13 protein-coding genes are annotated in these 20,828 nt (G+C 62.2%); 4 read left to right on the top strand and 9 right to left on the bottom strand.

Annotated features, from left to right (window positions below):
* Window positions 1-116: 116 nt before the first annotated feature.
* Complete coding sequence (locus tag PspCFBP13528_RS08505; protein WP_137199990.1) at window positions 117-452, bottom strand: YceK/YidQ family lipoprotein; 336 nt, start codon at window positions 450-452, stop codon at window positions 117-119.
* A 206-nt stretch (window positions 453-658) separates the two neighbouring features.
* Between PspCFBP13528_RS08505 and PspCFBP13528_RS08500 the strand changes: the two genes are divergently transcribed.
* Window positions 659-2,740: a TonB-dependent receptor gene (locus PspCFBP13528_RS08500; RefSeq protein WP_137199989.1), complete on the top strand. Its 2,082-nt coding sequence runs from the start codon at window positions 659-661 to the stop codon at window positions 2,738-2,740.
* 425 nt (window positions 2,741-3,165) lie between these two features.
* Here PspCFBP13528_RS08500 and PspCFBP13528_RS08495 read toward each other — a convergent pair whose 3' ends face one another.
* Genes PspCFBP13528_RS08495 through glnE form a run of 8 tightly spaced genes read right to left on the bottom strand, consistent with a single transcriptional unit; the run spans window position 3,166 to window position 13,118 of the window.
* Window positions 3,166-4,617 carry a lipopolysaccharide kinase InaA family protein gene (locus PspCFBP13528_RS08495; protein ID WP_137199988.1) on the bottom strand — a complete coding sequence of 484 codons (1,452 nt, stop codon included), beginning with the start codon at window positions 4,615-4,617 and terminating at the stop codon, window positions 3,166-3,168.
* Complete coding sequence (locus PspCFBP13528_RS08490) at window positions 4,617-5,369, bottom strand: lipopolysaccharide kinase InaA family protein (RefSeq protein WP_101218982.1); 753 nt, start codon at window positions 5,367-5,369, stop codon at window positions 4,617-4,619. The genes PspCFBP13528_RS08495 and PspCFBP13528_RS08490 overlap by 1 nt, the downstream gene beginning before the upstream one ends.
* Window positions 5,366-6,100: a lipopolysaccharide kinase InaA family protein gene (locus tag PspCFBP13528_RS08485; RefSeq protein ID WP_065951555.1), complete on the bottom strand. Its 735-nt coding sequence runs from the start codon at window positions 6,098-6,100 to the stop codon at window positions 5,366-5,368. The genes PspCFBP13528_RS08490 and PspCFBP13528_RS08485 overlap by 4 nt, the downstream gene beginning before the upstream one ends.
* Complete coding sequence (rfaP, locus tag PspCFBP13528_RS08480) at window positions 6,100-6,906, bottom strand: lipopolysaccharide core heptose(I) kinase RfaP (RefSeq protein WP_137199987.1); 807 nt, start codon at window positions 6,904-6,906, stop codon at window positions 6,100-6,102. Before rfaP ends, PspCFBP13528_RS08485 begins: the two co-directional genes overlap by 1 nt.
* On the bottom strand, window positions 6,903-8,027 hold the full coding sequence (locus PspCFBP13528_RS08475; RefSeq protein WP_137199986.1) for a glycosyltransferase family 4 protein: 1,125 nt from the start codon (window positions 8,025-8,027) through the stop codon (window positions 6,903-6,905). Before PspCFBP13528_RS08475 ends, rfaP begins: the two co-directional genes overlap by 4 nt.
* Window positions 8,027-9,088, bottom strand: a complete 1,062-nt coding sequence (gene waaC, locus PspCFBP13528_RS08470) for a lipopolysaccharide heptosyltransferase I (RefSeq protein ID WP_101218985.1) — start codon at window positions 9,086-9,088, stop codon at window positions 8,027-8,029. The genes PspCFBP13528_RS08475 and waaC overlap by 1 nt, the downstream gene beginning before the upstream one ends.
* A gap of 1 nt (window position 9,089) precedes the next feature.
* Window positions 9,090-10,124 (bottom strand): lipopolysaccharide heptosyltransferase II, encoded by a 1,035-nt coding sequence (gene waaF, locus PspCFBP13528_RS08465; RefSeq protein ID WP_065951559.1) that lies wholly within the window; start codon window positions 10,122-10,124, stop codon window positions 9,090-9,092.
* 54 nt (window positions 10,125-10,178) lie between these two features.
* A complete protein-coding gene (glnE, locus tag PspCFBP13528_RS08460) occupies window positions 10,179-13,118 on the bottom strand; it encodes a bifunctional [glutamate--ammonia ligase]-adenylyl-L-tyrosine phosphorylase/[glutamate--ammonia-ligase] adenylyltransferase (RefSeq protein ID WP_065951560.1) in 2,940 nt (979 codons plus the stop codon).
* Window positions 13,119-13,501: 383 nt separating this feature from the next.
* On the opposite strand from glnE, the gene aceE reads away from it, so the two are divergent.
* From aceE to PspCFBP13528_RS08445, 3 genes are all read left to right on the top strand, one after another.
* Complete coding sequence (gene aceE / locus PspCFBP13528_RS08455; protein WP_065886576.1) at window positions 13,502-16,147, top strand: pyruvate dehydrogenase (acetyl-transferring), homodimeric type; 2,646 nt, start codon at window positions 13,502-13,504, stop codon at window positions 16,145-16,147.
* 11 nt (window positions 16,148-16,158) lie between these two features.
* A complete protein-coding gene (aceF, locus tag PspCFBP13528_RS08450; protein WP_137199985.1) occupies window positions 16,159-17,820 on the top strand; it encodes a dihydrolipoyllysine-residue acetyltransferase in 1,662 nt (553 codons plus the stop codon).
* 303 nt (window positions 17,821-18,123) lie between these two features.
* A complete protein-coding gene (locus PspCFBP13528_RS08445; RefSeq protein ID WP_065951562.1) occupies window positions 18,124-20,817 on the top strand; it encodes a GGDEF and EAL domain-containing protein in 2,694 nt (897 codons plus the stop codon).
* Window positions 20,818-20,828 lie beyond the last annotated feature (11 nt).

Below are 20,828 nucleotides of genomic sequence, written 5' to 3'. Positions count from 1 at the left end.
TTAGTCTGCATGCAGGCGCATTGCGCCTGAAAAAAGTGTGCCTCCCGCCCGGGCGAGAAACAGCTAAAGGGCGGGATTATAACTTAAAAGCAGCAGGAAGCTGTTAGCGGCAAGGGCTAGCGAATCTCGATGCTGCCATCGACGCTTTGACGGTAGAGCGTATAGGGCAGGAAAAGCGTGTCCATGACACCGGAGAGCGGCACATCAATGAATGTCCAGGGGACGCTATTGACCGCCAGGCTGCTCCCCGCATTCGGCGGCCCATGCAGGACACACAGGTTATACGTCACCCCACTGTAGATACGCGGCACGGACTGGCAATAGGTTTTATCCGCCTTGAGCGCGCGAACGGTGACGGCATCTTCACGCATCACAGTGGTGACGGTCCCGCAGCCAACCGTCATTGACGCAATCCACGCCAGCACCAGCAACTTCATAGGTGTTGTGCACATGCCCAGCTCTTTTTTCAGGAATGAGGTCGAAAATCTAGCATCGCCCCTCCAACAGTCCAGCCGCCTGGCGCCGTCGCTTTGCGTGGGAAACTTCCTGTTCAGCCCAACGGCAATCGGGTTCGGCAAAAATCGAGGGGAATCGTTAAACTTGCGACATTTGCGCCTACGCCACTCAACATGCGTTGCGCCACGGACTCGGCCTCTTCATGACCCTACCCGCTCCCTCCCGCCTCGCCCTGCTCCTGCTGGGCCTGTGCTCCACCGTCCAGGCCGAAGAAACGCCGTTGATGCTTGACCCCAGCGTGGTCACCGGCTCGCGCAGCGCCAGCCCGACCTTCGACCTGCCGTACTCGGTGGACGCTATCAACCGCGAACAGATCAGCGACGGCCAACTGGGCATCAACGCCTCCGAAGCCCTGTCCCGCGTCCCGGGCCTGGTGGTGCAGAACCGCCAGAACTATGCGCAGGACCTGCAGATTTCTTCCCGTGGCTTCGGCGCCCGCTCGGCGTTCGGGGTGCGCGGCATCAAGCTGGTTGCCGACGGCATCCCCGCCAGCACCCCGGATGGCCAGGGCCAGGCAGCAACGTTCAATCTCGACACCGCTGAACGCCTCGAAGTCCTGCGCGGCCCGGCAGCGACGCTGTATGGCAGCAACGCCGGCGGGGTGATCCAGATGTTCTCCCGCGACGGCGAAGGCCCGCCACGCATCGGCGCCGAAACCCTGGTGGGCAGCGATGGACTGAACAAAAACCACCTCACCGCCGAAGGCGCAGCCGAGGGTGCAGGCTTCGTGCTCGACGCCTCGCGCATGGACACCAATGGCTACCGCGACCACAGCAGCGCGCGCCGTGACCAGACGTTCGCCAAGTTCAACTTCCAGCCGGATGACGACAGCAAGCTGGCGTTGATCTATAGCAGCCTGGAACAGAACGGTACGCAGGACCCGCTGGGGCAGACCTGGGCGGCGTACAAAGCTGACCCGCGTTCGGTGAGCGCCAATGCGTTGACCTACAACACGCGTAAAAGTATCGATCATCAGCAACTGGGCATGAACTACGAGCGCTACATCGGTGCTGCGACGCTGCAGGTGAATGCGTATACGGGGCGACGGAGTGTGATTCAGTACCTGTCGATCCCCAGGGGCACACCCGCCAACGAGCGCGGCGGTGGCGTGGTGCAATTTGACCGCACGTTCTACGGTGGCAGCGCGCGCTGGATGCAACCCATCGAGAGCGCACCGGGGGCGTTGACGATCATCGCGGGCCTGGACTTCGACCAGAGCGAAGACAGCCGCCACGGCTACCAGAACTACAGCGGCGCCACCCTGGGCGTGAAAGGCCAGCTACGCCGCGATGAAATCGACACCGCGCGCAGCCTCGATCCTTACCTCCAGGCCAACTGGGCCCTGGACCGCTGGACCCTGCAAGCCGGCATTCGCCACAGCACCATGGAGCTGGAGGTGGACGATCAATTCCTCGGCAACGGCGACGCCAGCGGCAACAAGACCTACCAGAAGAACACGCCGTCGATGAGCGTGATGTACGCCTTCACGCCCGACCTGCACGGTTACGTCAGTGCCGGCAAAGGCTTCGAAACGCCCACCCAGGCCGAGCTGGCCTATGCGCCGGGTAACGTGGAGGGTTTCAACTTTGGCTTGAAGCCGTCTGAAAGCACGCAATATGAAATCGGTGTGAAGGCACAACTGAACAACACCCGCGTCAACGCTGCGCTTTTTCAGATCACCACTGAAGACGAACTGGTCGTGCAGCAATCCATCGGCGGGCGCACCAGCTACCAGAATGCCGGGCGCACGCTGCGCCGTGGCTTCGAACTTGGGGTCGAGAGCCAACTCAGCGAGCATTGGAGCGCCAACCTCGCCTACACCCGCCTGCAAGCGACCTACGACAGCGACTTCGCCAGCGGCGCTAATACCATCGACAAAGGCAACTACCTGCCCGGCGTTCCGCAAACCACACTGTTCACCGAACTGAACTGGAAACCGCGGGACTGGGTCAGTACCGCCATCGAAGGCATGTACCGCAGCAAAGTCTACGTCGAAGACACCAACCGCCAACACGCCGCACCGGGCTACAGCGTATTCAACTGGCGTGCGCGGTTTGAGCAGAAAGTGGAGCACTGGACGTTTCACCAGACCTTGCGCCTGGATAACCTGCTGGATCGTCAGTACGTGGGGTCGGTGATTGTGGGGGACGGCAATGGTCGCTATTACGAAGCGGCGCCGGGGCGCTCCTGGTATGCGGGGGCTGGGGCTGAATACCAATTCTAATGTGGGAGGGAGCTTGCTCCCGATAGCGGTGGGTCAGTTACACATGCATCCACTGACACACCGCATGGGGGCAAGCCCCCTCCCACATTTGACGGTATTTACACATCTGAAGCTGTGAACACAGTCAGTGTGGGAGGGGGCTTGCTCCCGATAGCAGTGGGTCAGTTACACATGCATTCACTGACACACCGCATTGGGGCAAGCCCCCTTCCAGATTTGACTGTATTTACATATCTGAAGGTGTGAACACAGCCAGTGTGGGAGGGGGCTTGCTCCCGATAGCAGTGGGTCAGTTACACATGCATCCACTGACACACCGCATCGGGGCAAGCCCCCTCCCACATTTGACGGTATTTACACATCTGAAGGTGTGAACACAGTCAGTGTGGGAGGGGGCTTGCCCCCGATAGGGCCGCAGGCCCGCTTCACCCGGCGACGCTGACCTCGTTGGGCAACCGCTGATCGATCACCTGATACAACGCACTGTCCTGCGGCCAGTTACGCATGAACCGCGCACGATCCTTGGCATACGCCGCAGCGAAGCTGGCGACCGAGGGGTGCTGGCACATCGCATCCAGATCGATCATCGCCCAGCGTCCTTCGCTCCAGAACAGGTTATGCCCCTTGAAATCCCCATGGCTGATGCGCGCTTCGATCAACTCGGCGAACAACTGGTCCAGCGCCAGCAGTTCATCTTCCGGCGCGTCGCCGCGTTCGACATAGGGCGCAAAGCGCTCGATGATGTCCGGCCCCGGCAGGTATTCGGTGACCAGATAGGCACGGCTGCGCAACCAGAAAAAGCGCTTCTCCAGGACCGCCAGCGGCTTGGGCGTAGCAAAGCCGAGGAACGCCAGGCGATTGCCTTCGCGCCAGGAATGCCAGGCACGGCTCGGACGCCAGAAGCGTTTGAGCCAGTGGGTGAAACCCTTGATGTTGTAGCGCTTGATCACCAGAGGCCGGCCGGCCACTTCGACCCTGGCCACGCTCGCGGCGCCGCCGGTCTTGTACAGATGGCCCTGGTCAAGCAGCGCATCGGCCTTTTCAAGCACTGGCAGCATGGCCGCCTCTTCCTCACGACGGATCGCACGCAGGCCAAAGGCGCCACGCACCACGCTGAACAGGGTGCACTCGCGGCCGACCTTGTTCAGGTAGTCGCGCAAGCGCCAGGCGCTGACTTTGCGCACCTGCTTTTCGAGAGCCTCCAGCGGCAAGGCATGTTCGCCGTTGGCCAGCAGGTAATACACCAGCAATTCTTCGGTAAAAGGCGCGAGGTTTTTCGGCAACTGGGCAAAGAACACCCCGAGGTTTTCCAGCACGCGATTGCGCGACAGCGGCTTGCCCGCCTCTTCGACACGAATCCCCGCGCCATCGATCAGATACAGCCTGCCGCCCTGGCGCAGCAGGTTGTCCAGGTGCAGGTCTTCCTGCCACAAGCCCTTGGCATGCATTTGCGCAATCGCGCCCAGCGCTTCGGCGAGCACGGCGGTTTGTTCGTCGGCCAATGGCGGCAGGCCTTCGACAGCGTGCCAGGCGTCGGCCAGGCTGTGGGCGTCTTCAAGAAACTCGAACAGCAGCCAGCCACCCTCGCCTTCCTGCAAACCGTCGGCCAGCAACAGCGGCGTGGTCAGGCCTTGTTCGGCCAGCACACGCACCCCACTGCGCTCACGCTGGAAATGCCGCGCCGCCGAGCTGCCAACCAGCAGCTTGGCCAGCACCGGGCGACCGCGCCACACCGCGGCGCCGACGTAGCGCTGCCCCGGCAATACCCGCAGCAGGCTGAGCAGTTGCAATTGCCCAGGGCCTGCCGCATCGACCAGGTCGAGGGTCAGCGGCAGGCTGGGAGTACGGCCGGCGTTTTTCAGCTCGGATAAACGCATCAGCGGTTCTCCTTGTGGCTGCGGCGCGCGGTAAGACGCTGATACCAGGTGGCGACCAGTGCACTGTCTTCAGGTTGCTCAAGATACGCCGCCAGGAGTTGTCGCACCTGCGCATCCGACCACTGCGGCGCGCGCCGCAGCAGCGGCTCCAGGTCCTTGACCCGGTCACGCCAGCCGAACAACAGCGGGCGGGTTTTCTCGAGGTCGATCAACTGCGCGGCGTAACCGTCAGCGGTGGCCTGCAGGAAAATATGCTTGGGATAAAAACAGCCGTGCACCTGCCCTACGCTGTGCAAATGACGCGCAAGCCTGCCGCACGCCAGCAGGATGGCGCGTTGCTGGACGTCGCTCGACTGCGACCAGTGCTCCAGCAACGAGTCCAGGTCATTCCAACCGTCCAGGGCGCGGGTAAGCAACATCGCGCGGCGCTCGCCCTTGACCCTGCGCTCGCCGAAGAACGCCGCCTGCAAGGCAGGAATGCCCAGCTTGCGGTACAGGCTGATATTGCGAAACTCACGGGCAAAACTTGGCTCGCCGAACGGCCGGTGCAAGGTACGCGTCAGGTAGTTGCTCTGGCGCTTGAGGTAGTAACCCTGACCTTCAAGTTCCAGGCGATACACGCTGCTCCATCCGTCGCCGCTGGTGTTGGGCTCATCCACCGCATCCAGTTGCTTGGCCCACAACGTGTCGAAGGTAGCCAGGCCGTTGCGCTCAAGCAACGCGCGGTCTTCGGCCGCCAGGAAATCACTCATTCACGCCCCTCGAAAAACTTCACCACATGGCGAATCCGTTGTTTGTCTGACGTCGTCAGGTGCGTGCGTTGGCGGTATTGCATGTAGAAACGCAGGCGCTGGGTGGCCGACAGGTGATACTTGGCGACCTTGTCCAGGCAGGCCAGGTCCTTGGTAATGCGGTATTTGAGCCAGAAGCCGCGCCAGAAGTCACCGTTGGGACAGTCGATCATGTAAAGGGTGCGCTGATCGTCCACCAGCAGGTTGCGCCACTTCAAGTCGTTATGGGTGAAGCGATGATCGTGCATGGTCCGCGTGTACTCGGCGAGCTGACGGCTGATACCGTCAACCCAGCGAGGGTCTTTCAGGCGCGGGTCATTACGCTCGGCCAACAGCGACATATCCTCGGTCCTGGGCAATTCCCGGGTGATCATTGCACCGCGGTCATAGGCCAGGCCCTTGCGATCCAGGCCCCAGGCCACCACATCGGCGGTGGGAATGCCCCATTTGGCGAAGCGCTTGAGGTTCTGCCATTCGGACTTCACCCGCGGCTTGCCCAGGTAGCGGCGCAGGCCTTTGCCGGCACCGACATAGCGCTTGACGTAATAATTGATCCCGCCCCGCTCCACCCGGATCACTTCCGACAGCGGATCGCGGGTCAGGCGCTCACCCTGCAGGGCGAACACCGCTTCCAGGCTGCCAAAGTCGTCCGAGAGCGCAGCGTAGGCCGGTTCCAGCGTCCAACCCGCCATCAGAGCGCATCCCCGTAACGCTGCTTGCGCGCGTAGAGCTTGTCGGCCTTGCCTTGCAGCCACAGCAACAGGGCGCTTTCCTCGGCGATGATCTGGCGCAGCGGCTGCTGGAAATAGCCCTTGAGAAAGCGCAGTTTGTCGCGGCGGGTCAGACCGATGTCCAGCGCCGAGAAGTACAGGGCCGCCAGGTCCTTGTCGCGCCAGCGCCGGCTGATCCGGTCGCGGGTCTGGGCGCGGTGCAGGTCGATGATCGAGAGTTTGAAATTGTCGGCCGTCACCGCTGTATCGGTGTGCAGCAGGAAGTGGCAGATGTAGCAATCACGGTGGTTGACGCCGCCGCGATGCATCATGCCGGTCATGCGCGCCACTTCGGCGATCAGCGCGCGCTTGAGACGCGGCTGCGGCGGCTGCTTGAGCCAGTCGATACTGAAATCTTCCAGGCTGACAGTCGGCGCCAATTCTTCGGTAATGATGAACGAGTGCTGATCAGCCGGGTTACTGCCGCGCTCGCCATAGGCCACGGCGGTCATGGTCGGCACGCCCAGTGCCTGCAAGCGCTGGATCGCCAGCCATTCCTGACCGGCGCCCAGCACTGGCAGCTTGGCGGTGACCAGGTTCTTGACGATCTCGCCCCAGCCGATCCCACGGTGGATCTTCACAAAATAGCCGCGGCCATCCACCTCGGTACGCAGTGTGCGACGCGCCTCCAGTTCACGGTACACCTCGCCTTCCAGGCGCTCGACAGCGGCGAACGCATCGTCCCCGGCCCAGAGGGTTTTGAACGGTTCGGCAAGCATCAATTTCATGGTTTTGGCTCCGCCAGAATCACATCCGCAGCGTGCTGCGGCATGCTGTAGAGGTCGGCCGTCTCGGCGAAGGCCAACCCATTGCGGCCCCAGGCCGCGCGCTGTGCAGAATCAGACAACATCCGCGCCAGGTACCCGTTGAGCTGCGTCTGGTCGAACGGCTCATCCAGCACCAGGCCACTGTCGGCTTCGCCGATGTAATGGGCATAACCACAGACCGCCGAGACCAGCACCGGCAACCCGGCCACCAGGGCTTCGAGCAGAACAGTGCCGGTGTTTTCGTTATACGCCGGGTGGATCAACAGGTCGGCGCCCAGCAGGAAACGCGGGATGTCGCTGCGCCCCTTGAGGAACTGCACGTTATCGCCCAAACCCAATGTGGCGCTCTGCAATTGGAATACTTTGGGGTCGTCCTGGCCGATTACAAACAGACGGGTGCGTTTCTTCAATTCGGACGGTAACGCCGCCAGCGCCTTGAGGCTGCGGTCGACGCCCTTGGTCTTGAAGCCGGAACCGATCTGCACCAGCAGCAAGTCATCCTCGCCCAGGCCGAATTCCTTGCGAAACCCTTCGCGAATCCGGGCCGCATCCGGCGGCGCACGGCGATCCTGGGCAATGCCCGGCGGCAGCAAATGGAAGCGTTCCAGCGGTGTGGCGTAATGCTTGATGAACAGCGGTTGCTGCACCTCGGAAATCATCAGGATTTCGGTCTTGGCGTCCTTGGCAAACACCGCGCGCTCGTAGTCGGCAAAGTGCTTGTAACGAGCAAAATAGCGGTACAGCGAATGACGCAGGTTTTGCGCCTTGTCTTCAAAGCAGCCATCAGCGGCGTAGTACACGTCCAGGTCGGGCATCTTGTTGAAGCCGATCAGGCGATCCACCGGGCGCCTGGCAAGGTCGGCTTTCATCCAGGCGCTGAGCTTTTCGTTGCGCCGATGGTTGAAGAAGGCCTTGACCGGTGCCACCAGCACTTCAAAGCCCGGCGGGATATCACCCTCCCAGATCAAGGTGTACACGCGGATTTTATGTCCGCGTTGCTGGCACTCCAGGGCGATGCGCATGAAGTCGCGCTGCAGGCCACCGAAGGGAAAGTATTTGTACAGTACGAAAGCCAGTTGCATCAGTGCAGCTCCTCAGCCAGTAACAACGTGCTCAGCCGGCTCGCTACACGCTCAGGATTCAGGCGCGTGAAGCACAGCGGCGACTCGCGCTTGATGTCGAACCGCCGCAGGTCATCGGCGGTGGGTTGATAAGTGCATTGCTTTTGCAGGCACGGCGCACACGGCCAGTCGCTGGCCAGGTGGATCTGGGCTTTGCCGTAGGCGCCGGTGAGCCCAGGATTGGTCGGCCCGAACAGCGAAATGGTCGGCACATCCAGCGCAGCCGCCAGATGGCCCAGGCCGGTATCCACCGCCACACAGGCACGGGCACCGGCCAACACACGGGCCACGCCCGCCAGGTTCAGTTTTGGCAGCACTTCGGCATTGGCCAGGCCTTGAGCCAGGCGCTCGGCGCGGGCTTTTTCGACGGCGTTGCCCCACGGCAATTTCACGTCCACGCCCAGGCGGCCCATGCGTTCGGCCAGTTCGCGCCAGTAGGCCTCGGGCCAGTGCTTGGTGTCCCAGGTCGTGCCGTGCAGCAGCAGCACGAAGGGTTTCTTCGGCGGCAGGCCCAGCAGTTTCTCGCCGCTCAGGCCATAGTCGCCCAGGCCCTTGGGCAGGTCGTAACCCAACGCCACGGCAAACAGTTGGCGCAAACGCTCCACCGCATGCTGCCCACGGGCCACGGCCAGGCGGCGGGAATAAAAGTGCGCCGCCAGGGGTTCGCGTGCCGAGCTTTTATCGAACCCGGCTACCGGCGCCCGCACGTAGCGCGTCAGCCAGGCACTTTTCAACAGGCCCTGGGCGTCGATCACCAGGTCATATCGGGTCGACTGCACTGCCTGTTTGAACCGCCGCCATTCGCCGCTCTTGAGGGTTTGCCAGAGGTTCTTGCGCCAGCGACGAATCGCCACCGGGATCACCTTGTCCACCGCCGGGTGCCAGGTCGGGATTTCGGCGAAGCCTTCTTCCACCACCCAATCGAAACGGATGCCGGGGATCGCCCGCGCCGCGTCGGTCAGTGCCGGCAAGGCGTGGATCACGTCGCCCAGGGATGAGGTCTTGATTACCAGTACCCGCAACTCAATGAACCTCGACCACGTCGCCCTGCAATCGCTGCAAGGCATCGTTCACCGGCTGCGGCAGCAATTGGCGCAGGCAATTGTAGTGGCCGAAACGGCAGGTGCGCTCAAAACAGGGGCTGCAATCCAGGCCCAGGCGCACCACTTCGACCTTGTCCGCCAGGGGCGGGGTGAAGCCGGGTGACGTCGAGCCGTACACCGCCACCAAGGGACGATTCAGCGCGGCGGCGACGTGCATCAGGCCGGAGTCATTGGACACCACCGCGTCGGCGCAGGACAGCAAGTCGATGGCCTCGGCCAGGGACGTTTCGCCACTGAGGTTGACCGCCTCTTCGCGCAGGCCCGGAATCAGGCGCTGGCGAATATCCTCACCCACCGAATGATCGTTTTTGGAGCCAAACAGCCACACCTGCCAGCCTTCGCGAATCCTGGTCTCGGCAACGTTGGCGTAGTGCTCCGACGGCCAGCGCTTGGACTCGCCGAACTCGGCGCCCGGGCACAGCGCCAATACCGGGCGATCCAGCGTCAGGCCGAACTTGGCCAACGCCGCAGCACGGGTCACCGGGTCAATCTGCAAGCTGGGGCGCGGGTACGGCTCGGGCAATTGCGCGCCCGGCTCGTAGGCCAGGGCCATGAAACGTTCGATCATCAGCGGGTAGCGGGCTTTATCCAGGGTGCGTACGTCATTGAGCAGCACGTAGCGAAACTCGCCGCGCCAGCCGGTACGCTTGGGGATGCCGGCAAAAAACGGCACCAGCGCCGACTTCAGCGAGTTGGGCAACAAGATGGCCTGGTCGTACTGGCCGGCCATGGCTTTGCCGATGCGACGGCGGGTCGCCAATTCCAGCGCGCCATGGCCGAGCGGAAAGCTCAAGGCCTTGCGCACTTGCGGCATGCGCTCAAGGATCGGCCGGCTCCATTCAGGGGCGAGCACGTCGATCTGGCAGTCCGGATAGCGCAGCCGCAGGCACTGGAACAGTGTCTGCGCCATCACCATGTCTCCGACCCAGCTGGGCCCAACGATCAGAATATTCATGTCATTTCCACAAACGATGCGGGGAGGCTTATGCCTCCCCGCCCTAATAGTGTTTCAGCTCAAGCCCAGCGTTTGCCAGATTCGCATCACCTGTCGCCGTTCGTCGGCGAACTGGTCACCGGGCACCGTACCGGCCTCGTTCTGCAAGGCTTGGCGGTGCGCGGCTGAGCGGTAGGCCTTATACACTTCACGCAACAAGTGAGCATCGGCGGCGGGCATCAGCCCGACCTGCTCCAGGCCCTCGAGGATGCGGATATTGTCGGTGTAGCGCAGCAACGATGGATGTTGCGCAGACCACGCCAAAGCCGCGTATTGCACCATAAATTCAATATCGACGATACCTCCGGCGTCCTGCTTGAGGTCGAACAGCGCCGTGGCTTCAAAGGCATTGGCGCCCCTGCCGGCCGCTGTGGCCCTGGTACCCAGGTTATCGCGCATCTTGGCGCGCATCTCACTGACCTCCAGGCGCAGCTTGGCCAGATCCCGCTCACGCCCCAACACGTTAGCGCGTACCTGCTCGAATGCATGGCCCACATCCTGGCTGCCGACCAGGACACGTGCGCGAATCAGCGCCTGATGCTCCCAGGTCCAGGCTTCATTTTGTTGATAGCGGTCGAACGCGCCCAGCGAACTGACCAACAAGCCGGACGCCCCTGAAGGTCGCAGACGCATATCCACTTCGTACAACTGGCCGGAGTTGGTCTGGGTGGTCAGCAGGTGAATGATGCGCTGGCCCAGGCGCGTGAAGAACTGCGCGCCGTCGATCGGCTTGGCGCCGTCGGTCTCGGCCTGCGGGTCGCCGTCATGGATAAACACCAGGTCCAGGTCCGAACCATGCCCCAGTTCGATACCGCCGACCTTTCCGTAACCGACAATGATGAACCCGGGATCGCACAGGCTGCCGTCCAGCCGTTGCGGCGAGCCATGCCGGGCCACAGTCTGGCGCCAGGCCAGGGCCAGCACTTGCTCGAGAATGGCTTCGGCGAGCCAGGTGAGGTAGTCGCTGACTTTCATCAACGGCAGGCTACCGGCGATTTCCGACGCGGCCACGCGCAGACGGTGCGCCAGTTTGAAATGGCGCAGCGCTTCCATCTGCTGCTCGAGGTCGTCTTCGGGGATACGCGTGAGGCGCTCGCGCAACTCGGCGGCCAGTTCCGGCGCCAGCGGTGGCTTGAACAGGCGCCCTTCGTTGAGCAATTCATCCAGCAACAGCGGAAAGCGCGTGATCTGCTCGGCGATCCACGGGCTCGCGGCGCACAGGGTCAGCAGACGGCGCAGGGCGTCGGGGTTTTCGGTGAGCAGCACCAGGTACGCGGAACGCCGGGCGACGGCTTCCACCAGCGGCAATACGCGCTCCAGTACCAGGTCCGGATTGGCGTGCTCGACCGCCTGCGCCAGCAAGCGCGGGATAAACGCATCCAGCCGCTCGCGACCGAGGCGCTGCATGGCGCGCAGTTGCGGGCTACCGCGCAGGCCGGCCAGGGCTTTGAGCGCCTTGGGCGCGTCAGTAAAGCCGCCTTCGCCCAATTGGCGGCAGGCCGCGTCGTCGTCCTGGGACTCTTCCCACAGCGGCAGCCATTCTCCGCCGACGACCAACTCGCTTTCTTCACCCTCTTCTTCATCAGGGTCGGCAATCACTTGGCGGAAATGCCAATCCACCCGCCCACGCCAATACATCAGGCGCTCGTGGAACGCGGCCCAATCGGCAAAGCCCAGCATGAAGGCAATGCGCGCCTGGTCTTCGGGGCTGTCCGGGAGCATCTGGGTCTGGCGATCGGCAATCGCCTGGATCGCGTGTTCGGTGTAACGCAGGAATTCGTAGCCATTGCGCAGCTCGGCGATCACCGCCGGCGGCAGGTAGCCCTGGCCTTCCAGGGTGCCGAGCACGTTCAACAGCGGGCGTTGCTGCAGGCTGAGGTCGCGACCACCGTGGATCAGTTGAAACGCCTGGGCGATAAATTCCACCTCGCGAATACCGCCCGAACCCAGCTTGATATTGTCGGCCATGCCTTTGCGCCGAACTTCCTGCTGGATCAACTGCTTCATGGTGCGCAGCGCTTCGATGGCCGAGAAATCCAGGTAACGGCGATAGACGAACGGGCGCAGCATGTCGAGCAGTTGCGCGCCGGCCACCTGGTCCCCGGCGACGACGCGGGCCTTGATCATGGCGTAGCGTTCCCAGTCGCGGCCCTGGTCCTGGTAGTACTGCTCCAGCGCATTGAAGCTGAGCACCAGCGCGCCCGCCGAACCGTAGGGGCGCAGGCGCATGTCAACGCGGAACACGAAACCGTCGACCGTCATCGGGTCGAGCGCCTTGATCAATTTTTGACCAAGACGGATGAAAAACTCCTGGTTATCCAGGGAGCGCTTGACCCCCACTGTCTCGCCGCCTTCGGGGTAAGCGAAGATCAGGTCGATATCCGACGACAGGTTCAGCTCCACCGCCCCAAGCTTGCCCATGCCGAGGATGACCATGTGCTGCGCCTCACCGCTGCGCCGCCCGGTGGGCGTGCCGAACTGCACGCAATGGCGCTGGTACAGCCACTGATAGGCCTGGTCGATACAGGCGTCGGCCATGTCGGAGAGATCGCGACAGGTTTGCACCAGGTCAGCCTGGCGGGTCAGGTCGCGCCAGATGATGCGCACCTGCTGGCGCGTGCGCTGGCGGCGCAGTACACGGCCCATCTGGTCTTCTGTTTCAGCCTGTTGCACGGCACCGGCAATCTGCCCGCACAGTTCACCTGGCGCAAAACTGCGGTCCAGCTCACCCCAGGCCACCAGTTCGAGCAACATCAAAGGGTCACGAACACTCTGTTCAATCACGAAATCACTGGCGGCGCACACCCGCGCGAAGTCGGCCCAGCGTTGCGGCGTCCAGCCAGAAAGGCCATGATCGTCATCCAGCGCGGCCACGGCGTCACGAAATGACTGCTCGGCCCGGCTGGCATAAGGCAACAGAATGGCCGGCAGTTCGGCCAGCGTTGGAAGGCTCATGGTCTATCCTTGATCGGCGGGTAAATGGCGGGTAGTTGTGAACGCAGGAGCCCTGCTCGATGAAGGACTGTCGAACAAAAGTTAGAAATAGCTGAAATTAAATTAATCTTGGCAGGCAACATCAAACTTTCACCTTTTCTTGTTCGCAATAGACCAACAATAACGATTATGCTCACCAGACAGACCGAGCCATACGCTCAGTCTTGTGTAGTTTTACTACTCGTATATACATTCGAAAGGCTGAAATGGCCGACGATTTGTAGTAAAACTACAGGACGCCGAAGCAACCTTCGGCCATCCAAGAATTTATGTCGTCTGCCCACAAGGCCAGTCGCAAACTTCAGGCAACCGATTCTGGTAGCCTTTCCGCCCTGGAGCAAGCCATGCAAGACCTCGATCCCGTCGAAACCCAGGAATGGCTGGACGCCCTGGAATCGGTTCTCGACAAAGAAGGCGAAGACCGTGCTCATTACCTGATGACCCGTATGGGCGAACTCGCGACCCGCAGCGGCTCGCAGTTGCCTTACGCCATCACTACGCCATACCGCAACACCATCCCCGTTACCCACGAAGCACGCATGCCTGGCGACCTGTTCATGGAACGCCGCATTCGCTCGCTGGTACGCTGGAACGCCATGGCGATGGTAATGCGCACGAACTTGAAAGATTCGGACCTGGGCGGTCACATCTCCAGCTTCGCTTCCAGCGCAACCCTGTATGACATCGGCTTCAACTACTTCTTCCAGGCCCCGACCGACGAACACGGCGGCGACCTGATCTACTTCCAGGGTCACACCTCGCCAGGCGTCTACGCCCGTGCGTTCATGGAAGGCCGCATCAGCGAAGAACAAATGAACAACTTCCGCCAGGAAGTCGACGGTCAGGGCCTGTCGTCCTACCCACACCCTTGGCTGATGCCTGATTTCTGGCAGTTCCCGACGGTATCCATGGGCCTGGGCCCGATCCAGGCGATCTACCAGGCACGCTTCATGAAGTACCTGGAAGCCCGTGGCTTCATCCCCGAAGGCAAGCAGAAAGTCTGGTGCTTCCTGGGCGACGGCGAGTGCGACGAGCCGGAATCCCTGGGCGCCATCTCCCTGGCCGGCCGCGAGAAGCTGGACAACCTGATCTTCGTCATCAACTGCAACCTGCAGCGCCTCGACGGCCCGGTTCGCGGCAACGGCAAGATAATCCAGGAACTCGAAGGCGTATTCCGCGGCGCTCACTGGAACGTGACCAAAGTCATCTGGGGCCGCTTCTGGGACCCACTGCTGGCCAAGGACGTCGACGGTATCCTGCAACGCCGCATGGACGAAGTCATCGACGGCGAGTACCAGAACTACAAAGCCAAAGACGGCGCGTTCGTTCGCGAGCACTTCTTCAACACGCCTGAACTCAAGGCGATGGTTGCCGACCTGTCCGACGACGAGATCTGGAAACTCAACCGTGGCGGCCACGACCCGTACAAGGTCTACGCGGCGTACCACGAAGCGGTCAACCACAAGGAACAACCGACCGTCATCCTGGCCAAGACCATCAAGGGTTATGGCACCGGTGCCGGCGAAGCGAAGAACACCGCGCACAACACCAAGAAAGTCGACGTCGACAGCCTGAAGCTGTTCCGCGACCGCTTCGACATCCCGGTCAAGGACGAAGAGCTGGAGAACCTGCCGTTCTTCAAGCCCGAGCCGAACAGCGCCGAAGCCCGCTACCTCAGCGAGCGTCGTAGCGCACTGGGCGGTTTCGTGCCGCAACGCCGCGCCAAGAGCATGAGCATCCCGACGCCACCACTCGATACCCTCAAGGCGATCCTGGACGGCTCGGGCGACCGTGAAATCTCCACCACCATGGCCTTCGTGCGCATCCTCGCGCAACTGGTCAAGGACAAGGAAATCGGTTCGCGCATCGTCCCGATCATCCCGGACGAAGCCCGTACCTTCGGTATGGAAGGCATGTTCCGTCAGTTGGGCATCTACTCCTCCGTCGGCCAGCTCTACGAGCCAGTCGATAAAGACCAGGTGATGTTCTACAAGGAAGACAAGAAAGGCCAGATCCTCGAAGAAGGCATCAACGAAGCGGGCGCCATGAGCTCCTTCATCGCTGCGGGTACTTCGTACTCCAGCCACAACCAGCCGATGCTGCCGTTCTACATCTTCTACTCGATGTTCGGCTTCCAGCGCATTGGCGACCTGGCCTGGGCAGCCGGCGACAGCCGTACCCGTGGCTTCCTGATCGGCGGCACCGCCGGCCGCACCACGCTGAACGGCGAAGGCCTGCAACACGAAGACGGTCACAGCCACATCCTGGCTGCCACCATCCCGAACTGCCGCACCTTTGATCCAACCTACGGCTACGAGCTGGCGGTGATCATCCAGGACGGCATGAAGAAGATGACCGAAGAGCAGCAGGATGTTTTCTACTACATCACCGTGATGAACGAGTCCTACCAGCAGCCCGCCATGCCGGCCGGCGTGGAAGAAGGCATCATCAAGGGCATGTACTTGCTCGAAGAAGACACCAGGGAAGCGGCGCACCACGTGCAGCTGATGGGCTCCGGCACCATCCTGCGCGAAGTGCGTGAAGCGGCGAAGATCCTGCGTGACGAATTCAACGTCGGCGCCGACGTGTGGAGCGTGACCAGCTTCAACGAACTGCGTCGCGACGGCCTGGCCGTGGAGCGCAGCAACCGCCTGCACCCTGGCCAGAAGCCAGCCAAGAGCTATGTCGAAGAATGCCTGGCCGGCCGTAAAGGTCCGGTCATCGCCTCTACCGACTACATGAAACTGTTTGCTGAACAAATTCGCCAGTGGGTCCCGTCCAAGGAATTCAAAGTCCTGGGCACCGACGGTTTCGGCCGCAGTGACAGCCGCAAGAAGCTGCGTCACTTCTTCGAAGTCGACCGTCACTTCGTGGTGTTGGCAGCCCTGGAAGCCTTGGCTGACCGTGGTGAGATCGAACCCAAGGTGGTGGCTGACGCTATCGTCAAGTTCGGGATCAACCCGGAAAAACGCAACCCACTGGACTGCTGAGGAGATTTTTTGTGAGCGAACTCATTCGCGTACCTGACATCGGCAGCGGTGAAGGTGAAGTAATCGAGCTGTTTGTGAAGGTTGGCGACACCGTCGAAGCTGACCAGAGCATCCTGACCCTGGAGTCGGACAAGGCGAGCATGGAAATCCCTGCTCCCAAGGCCGGTGTGGTCAAGAGCCTGAAAGTGAAGCTGGGCGACCGCCTGAAAGAAGGCGACGAACTGCTGGAGCTGGAAATCGAAGGCGCTGCCGATGCAGCCCCTGCGGCTGCCGCTCCGGCCGCCGCTGCACCTGCACCTGCTGCTGAACAGCCTGCCGCTGCCGCCGAGGCCCCAGCGGCCCCGGCTGCCGCACCTGCCGCCGCCAGCGTCCAGGACATTCACGTCCCGGACATCGGCTCGTCGGGCAAGGCCAAGATCATCGAGCTGCTGGTCAAGGTCGGCGACACCGTCGAAGCCGACCAGTCGCTGATCACCCTGGAGTCCGACAAGGCCTCCATGGAAATCCCATCGCCGGCTGCCGGCGTGGTGGAAAGCATTGCGGTCAAGCTGGAAGACGAAGTCGGCACCGGTGACTTCATCCTCAAGCTCAAGGTACAAGGCGCCGCGCCTGCCGCCGCGCCAGCGCCGGCGGCTGCTCCGGCTGCCAAGGCTGAAGCGGCTCCGGCCGCTGCCGCTGCAACACCTGCTGCGGCACCTGCTGCAAAAGCCGAGGCCGCACCGACCCCGGCGGCTGCGGCACCTGCGCCAAGCGGTGCCAAGGTTCACGCCGGCCCGGCTGTACGCCAACTGGCCCGTGAATTCGGCGTCGAGCTGAGCGCCGTCTCGGCCAGCGGTCCTCACGGTCGCGTGCTGAAGGAAGACGTGCAGGCTTACGTCAAGACCATGATGCAGAAGGCCAAGGAAGCGCCAGCTGCCGGCGGCGCTACCGGCGGCTCGGGCATTCCGCCGATCCGTACCGTCGATTTCAGCCGTTTCGGCGAAATCGAAGAAGTGCCGATGACCCGCCTGATGCAGATCGGCGCGGCCGGTCTGCACGCGAGCTGGCTGAACATCCCGCACGTGACTCAGTTCGACCAGGCCGATATCACCGACCTGGAAGCCTTCCGCGTTGCGCAGAAAGCCGTGGCCGAGAAGGCCGGTGTGAAACTGACCGTGCTGCCCCTGCTGCTCAAGGCCTGTGCGCACCTGCTCAAGGAACTGCCGGACTTCAACAGCTCGCTGGCGCCAAGCGGTAAAGCGATCATCCGCAAGAAGTACGTGCACATCGGCTTTGCGGTCGACACGCCTGACGGCCTGCTGGTACCGGTCATCAAGAACGTCGACCAGAAGAGCCTGCTGCAGCTGGCTGGCGAAGCTGCTGCGCTGGCCGCCAAGGCCCGCGACAAGAAGCTCACCCCGGACGACATGCAGGGCGCATGCTTCACCATCTCCAGTCTCGGGCACATTGGCGGTACGGGCTTCACGCCAATCGTCAATGCGCCGGAAGTGGCGATCCTGGGTGTGTCCAAGGCAACCATCCAGCCTGTCTGGGACGGTAAAGCGTTCCAGCCCAAGCTGATGCTGCCACTGTCGTTGTCCTACGATCACCGCGTGATCAACGGCGCCGCGGCGGCACGCTTCACCCAGCGCCTGAGCCAGTTGCTGAACGACATCCGCACCATCCTGCTGTAAGCCGCAGCGGCCTCCCCCTGACGGGAGGCCATTGCCGCCTCGATTTCCGAGCGCCACGCTCGTACCTCAACCCCGCCACTTGGCGGGGCTTTTTTTTGGGCTTTTTGTACACACAGGACAGGCTTGTACACCTTCCGTCACTTTGATTGCAGAAATCCCCCGCGTGGCCGATAACAGCCTTATAGCACTTAGCCTTCATCCTCTCTTGTCAGTGCGTGCCGCATGATGCAACCTTGCCGCAAGCAACAGTAAAGAGGGGCGTGAGCCCGGCGTCGTGCGCATTTTCCCAAGCGAGTTTCCCCCATGAAAAGCCAACCCGATGTTGCCCGAATGGCGACCGAGGTAGTGACGCAATTACCGGTGCCTTCGCGCCTCGGTATGCTGCGTTTCGAGCGGCTGAATGAGGCAAGCTGGGCGCTGCTCTACCTCGACCCCAATTGCGAGCGCCAATTCGGCTTGTCGGCGGTCGAACTGTGCGCCCTGCTGGGCACGCCGTACGCCAGCCTGATGGAACCCCAGGCGCGCTATCAACTGCACGACGCGATCCAGCAGCAACTGACCCACAGCGCCCACTACCTGGTGCGCTACACCCTGCACACCAACGATGGCCCGCTGAGCCTGCTCGAAATGGGCGAGGCCTATAAACAACACAACCGTCACCTGCTGCGCGGCTACCTGATGGTGGTGGATGGCTTGTTCAGCGAACTTCCCGTCACGGTGCCGACCGCCGACCTGGAAAACCAGAACAGCCGCCTGCAAATCGCCCTGGAACTCAACCAGCGCGCGCAGCAGGAGCAACTGCAGCACCTGGAGCGGGTGCGCGCCCAGCAGGAGTTGATCCTGCTGCTGGCGCGCCAGCGCTACACCACACCCAATTCGCTGCAAGAAGCCGCCGAATTGATCACCCGCAGCGCCTGCGACATCTATCAGATCGATTGCGCCAGCATCTGGAATCTGGAAGGCCAGCGCCTGGTGCCGATTTCGGCCTATCACCGCGCCGATCAACGCCACCATTTGCCCGAAGCGATCGACGCCAGTTGCTTCCCCGATTACCTCGAAGCCCTGCACAGCAGTCGCGCCATTGATGCCACCAATGCCATGCGCGACCCACGCACCCGGGAAATGGCCGAAAGCCTGATCGCCAAGGATGTCCACGCCATGCTCGACGCGAGCATCCGGGTGGATGGCCAGGTCGTCGGCGTGCTGTGCCTGGAGCAAAGCGGCAGTTCGCGGGCATGGCAGTCCGATGAGATCGCCTTTGCCGGCGAGCTGGCGGACCAGTTCGCCCAAGTCATCAACAACCACAACCGGCGCACCGCCACCAGCGCCCTGCACCTGTTCCAGCGCGCGGTGGAACAGAGCGCCAACGCTTTTCTGCTGGTCAATTGCGATGGCGTGGTGGAGTACGTCAACCCAAGCTTTACCGCCATTACCCAATACAGCGCCGAAGAAGTGCACGGCCACCGCCTGGCGCAGTTGCCGGCCCTGGAGAACCTCAGCGAATTGCTGTTCGACGCGCCGTCGGTCCTGGCCAAAAGCAACAGCTGGCAAGGCGAATTCAAAAGCCGGCGCAAAAACCTGGAACCCTACTGGGGCCAGTTGTCGATTTCCAAGGTGTATGGCGACAACCGTGAGTTGACCCATTACATCGGCATCTACGAAGACATTACCCAGACCAAGCTGGCGCAACAGCGCATCGAACGCCTGGCCTACACCGACAACCTGACCAACCTGGGCAACCGCCCGGCGTTCATCCGCAACCTCGACGAGCGCTTTACCCGCGACAGCGACAGCCCGATCAGCCTGCTGCTGGTGGACATCGACAACTTCAAGCGGATCAACGACAGTCTCGGCCACCAGACCGGTGACAAGTTGCTGATCAGCCTGGCCCGCCGTCTGCGCAACAGTTTGAGCAGCGGCGGCAGCCTGGCGCGCTTTGCCAGTAACGAGTTTGCGGTGCTGCTCGACGACGCCGACATGGAGACCGGCCAGCAGGTCGCCAGCCAGTTGCTGGCCACCCTCGACAAGCCGATGTTTGTCGACAACCAGTTGATCAGCGTGACCGGCTCCGTGGGCCTGGCCTGCGCGCCGCTGCACGGGCGCGACCCGCAGACCCTGATGCGCAACGCCGGCCTGGCCCTGCACAAGGCCAAGGCCAACGGCAAACACCAGGTGCAGGTGTTTACCGAAGCGCTGAATGCCGAGGCGAGCTACAAGCTGTTTGTGGAAAACAACCTGCGCCGCGCCCTGACCCAGAATGAGCTGGACGTGTTCTACCAGCCCAAGCTGTGCCTGCGCAGTGGTCGCCTGCTGGGCATGGAAGCGCTGTTGCGCTGGAACCACCCGGACAAGGGCATGATCCGCCCCGACCAGTTCATCAGCGTGGCCGAAGAGACCGGCTTGATCATCCCCATCGGCAAATGGGTCGCCCGTCAGGCGTGCCGCATGAGCCGTCAATTGACGGCGGCGGGCCTGGGTAATTTGCAGGTGGCAATCAACCTGTCGCCCAAGCAGTTTTCCGACCCGGACCTGGTGGCCTCGATTGCCACGATCCTCAAGGAAGAACAGTTGCCGGCCAATCTGCTGGAGCTGGAGCTGACCGAAGGCCTGCTGCTGGAAGCCACCGAAGACACGCGCCTGCAACTGGACCAGTTGAAAAGCTTCGGCCTGACCCTGGCCATGGACGACTTCGGCACCGGTTACTCGTCGCTGAGCTACTTGAAAAAATTCCCCATCGACATCATTAAGATCGACCGGAGCTTTATCCACGAAATCCCGGATAACCAGGACGACATGGAGATCACCTCGGCGGTTATCGCCATGGCCCACAACCTCAAGCTCAAGGTGGTAGCCGAAGGCATCGAGACCGCCGAGCAACTGGCGTTCCTGCGCCGGCACCGTTGCGACGTGGGCCAGGGCTATCTGTTCGATCGGCCAATCCCCGGTGCAGAGCTGCTGGAAAAGCTTAAACGCTATCCACGCGGGCCAATTGCCTGACAGCGCGGTAA

The sequence above is a fragment of the Pseudomonas sp. CFBP13528 genome (genome assembly GCF_005233615.1).
GTDB classification, from domain to species: domain Bacteria; phylum Pseudomonadota; class Gammaproteobacteria; order Pseudomonadales; family Pseudomonadaceae; genus Aquipseudomonas; species Aquipseudomonas fluorescens_AM.
Note: the sequence above shows the minus strand (reverse complement) of the source record. Positions and strands in the feature narration are given on the sequence as shown.

What these genes read in the sequence shown, in the direction of transcription:
- glnE (WP_065951560.1), bottom strand. Translation starts at nt 13,118, where the DNA reads ATGAGCCTTCCAACGCTGGCCGAACTGCCGGCCATTCTGTTGCCTTAT.
- PspCFBP13528_RS08475 (WP_137199986.1), bottom strand. Translation starts at nt 8,027, where the DNA reads ATGCAACTGGCTTTCGTACTGTACAAATACTTTCCCTTCGGTGGCCTG.
- PspCFBP13528_RS08445 (WP_065951562.1), top strand. Translation starts at nt 18,124, where the DNA reads ATGAAAAGCCAACCCGATGTTGCCCGAATGGCGACCGAGGTAGTGACG.
- PspCFBP13528_RS08485 (WP_065951555.1), bottom strand. Translation starts at nt 6,100, where the DNA reads ATGGCGGGTTGGACGCTGGAACCGGCCTACGCTGCGCTCTCGGACGAC.
- PspCFBP13528_RS08505 (WP_137199990.1), bottom strand. Translation starts at nt 452, where the DNA reads ATGTGCACAACACCTATGAAGTTGCTGGTGCTGGCGTGGATTGCGTCA.
- aceE (WP_065886576.1), top strand. Translation starts at nt 13,502, where the DNA reads ATGCAAGACCTCGATCCCGTCGAAACCCAGGAATGGCTGGACGCCCTG.
- rfaP (WP_137199987.1), bottom strand. Translation starts at nt 6,906, where the DNA reads ATGAAATTGATGCTTGCCGAACCGTTCAAAACCCTCTGGGCCGGGGAC.
- waaF (WP_065951559.1), bottom strand. Translation starts at nt 10,124, where the DNA reads ATGAATATTCTGATCGTTGGGCCCAGCTGGGTCGGAGACATGGTGATG.
- PspCFBP13528_RS08495 (WP_137199988.1), bottom strand. Translation starts at nt 4,617, where the DNA reads ATGCGTTTATCCGAGCTGAAAAACGCCGGCCGTACTCCCAGCCTGCCG.
- PspCFBP13528_RS08490 (WP_101218982.1), bottom strand. Translation starts at nt 5,369, where the DNA reads ATGAGTGATTTCCTGGCGGCCGAAGACCGCGCGTTGCTTGAGCGCAAC.
- PspCFBP13528_RS08500 (WP_137199989.1), top strand. Translation starts at nt 659, where the DNA reads ATGACCCTACCCGCTCCCTCCCGCCTCGCCCTGCTCCTGCTGGGCCTG.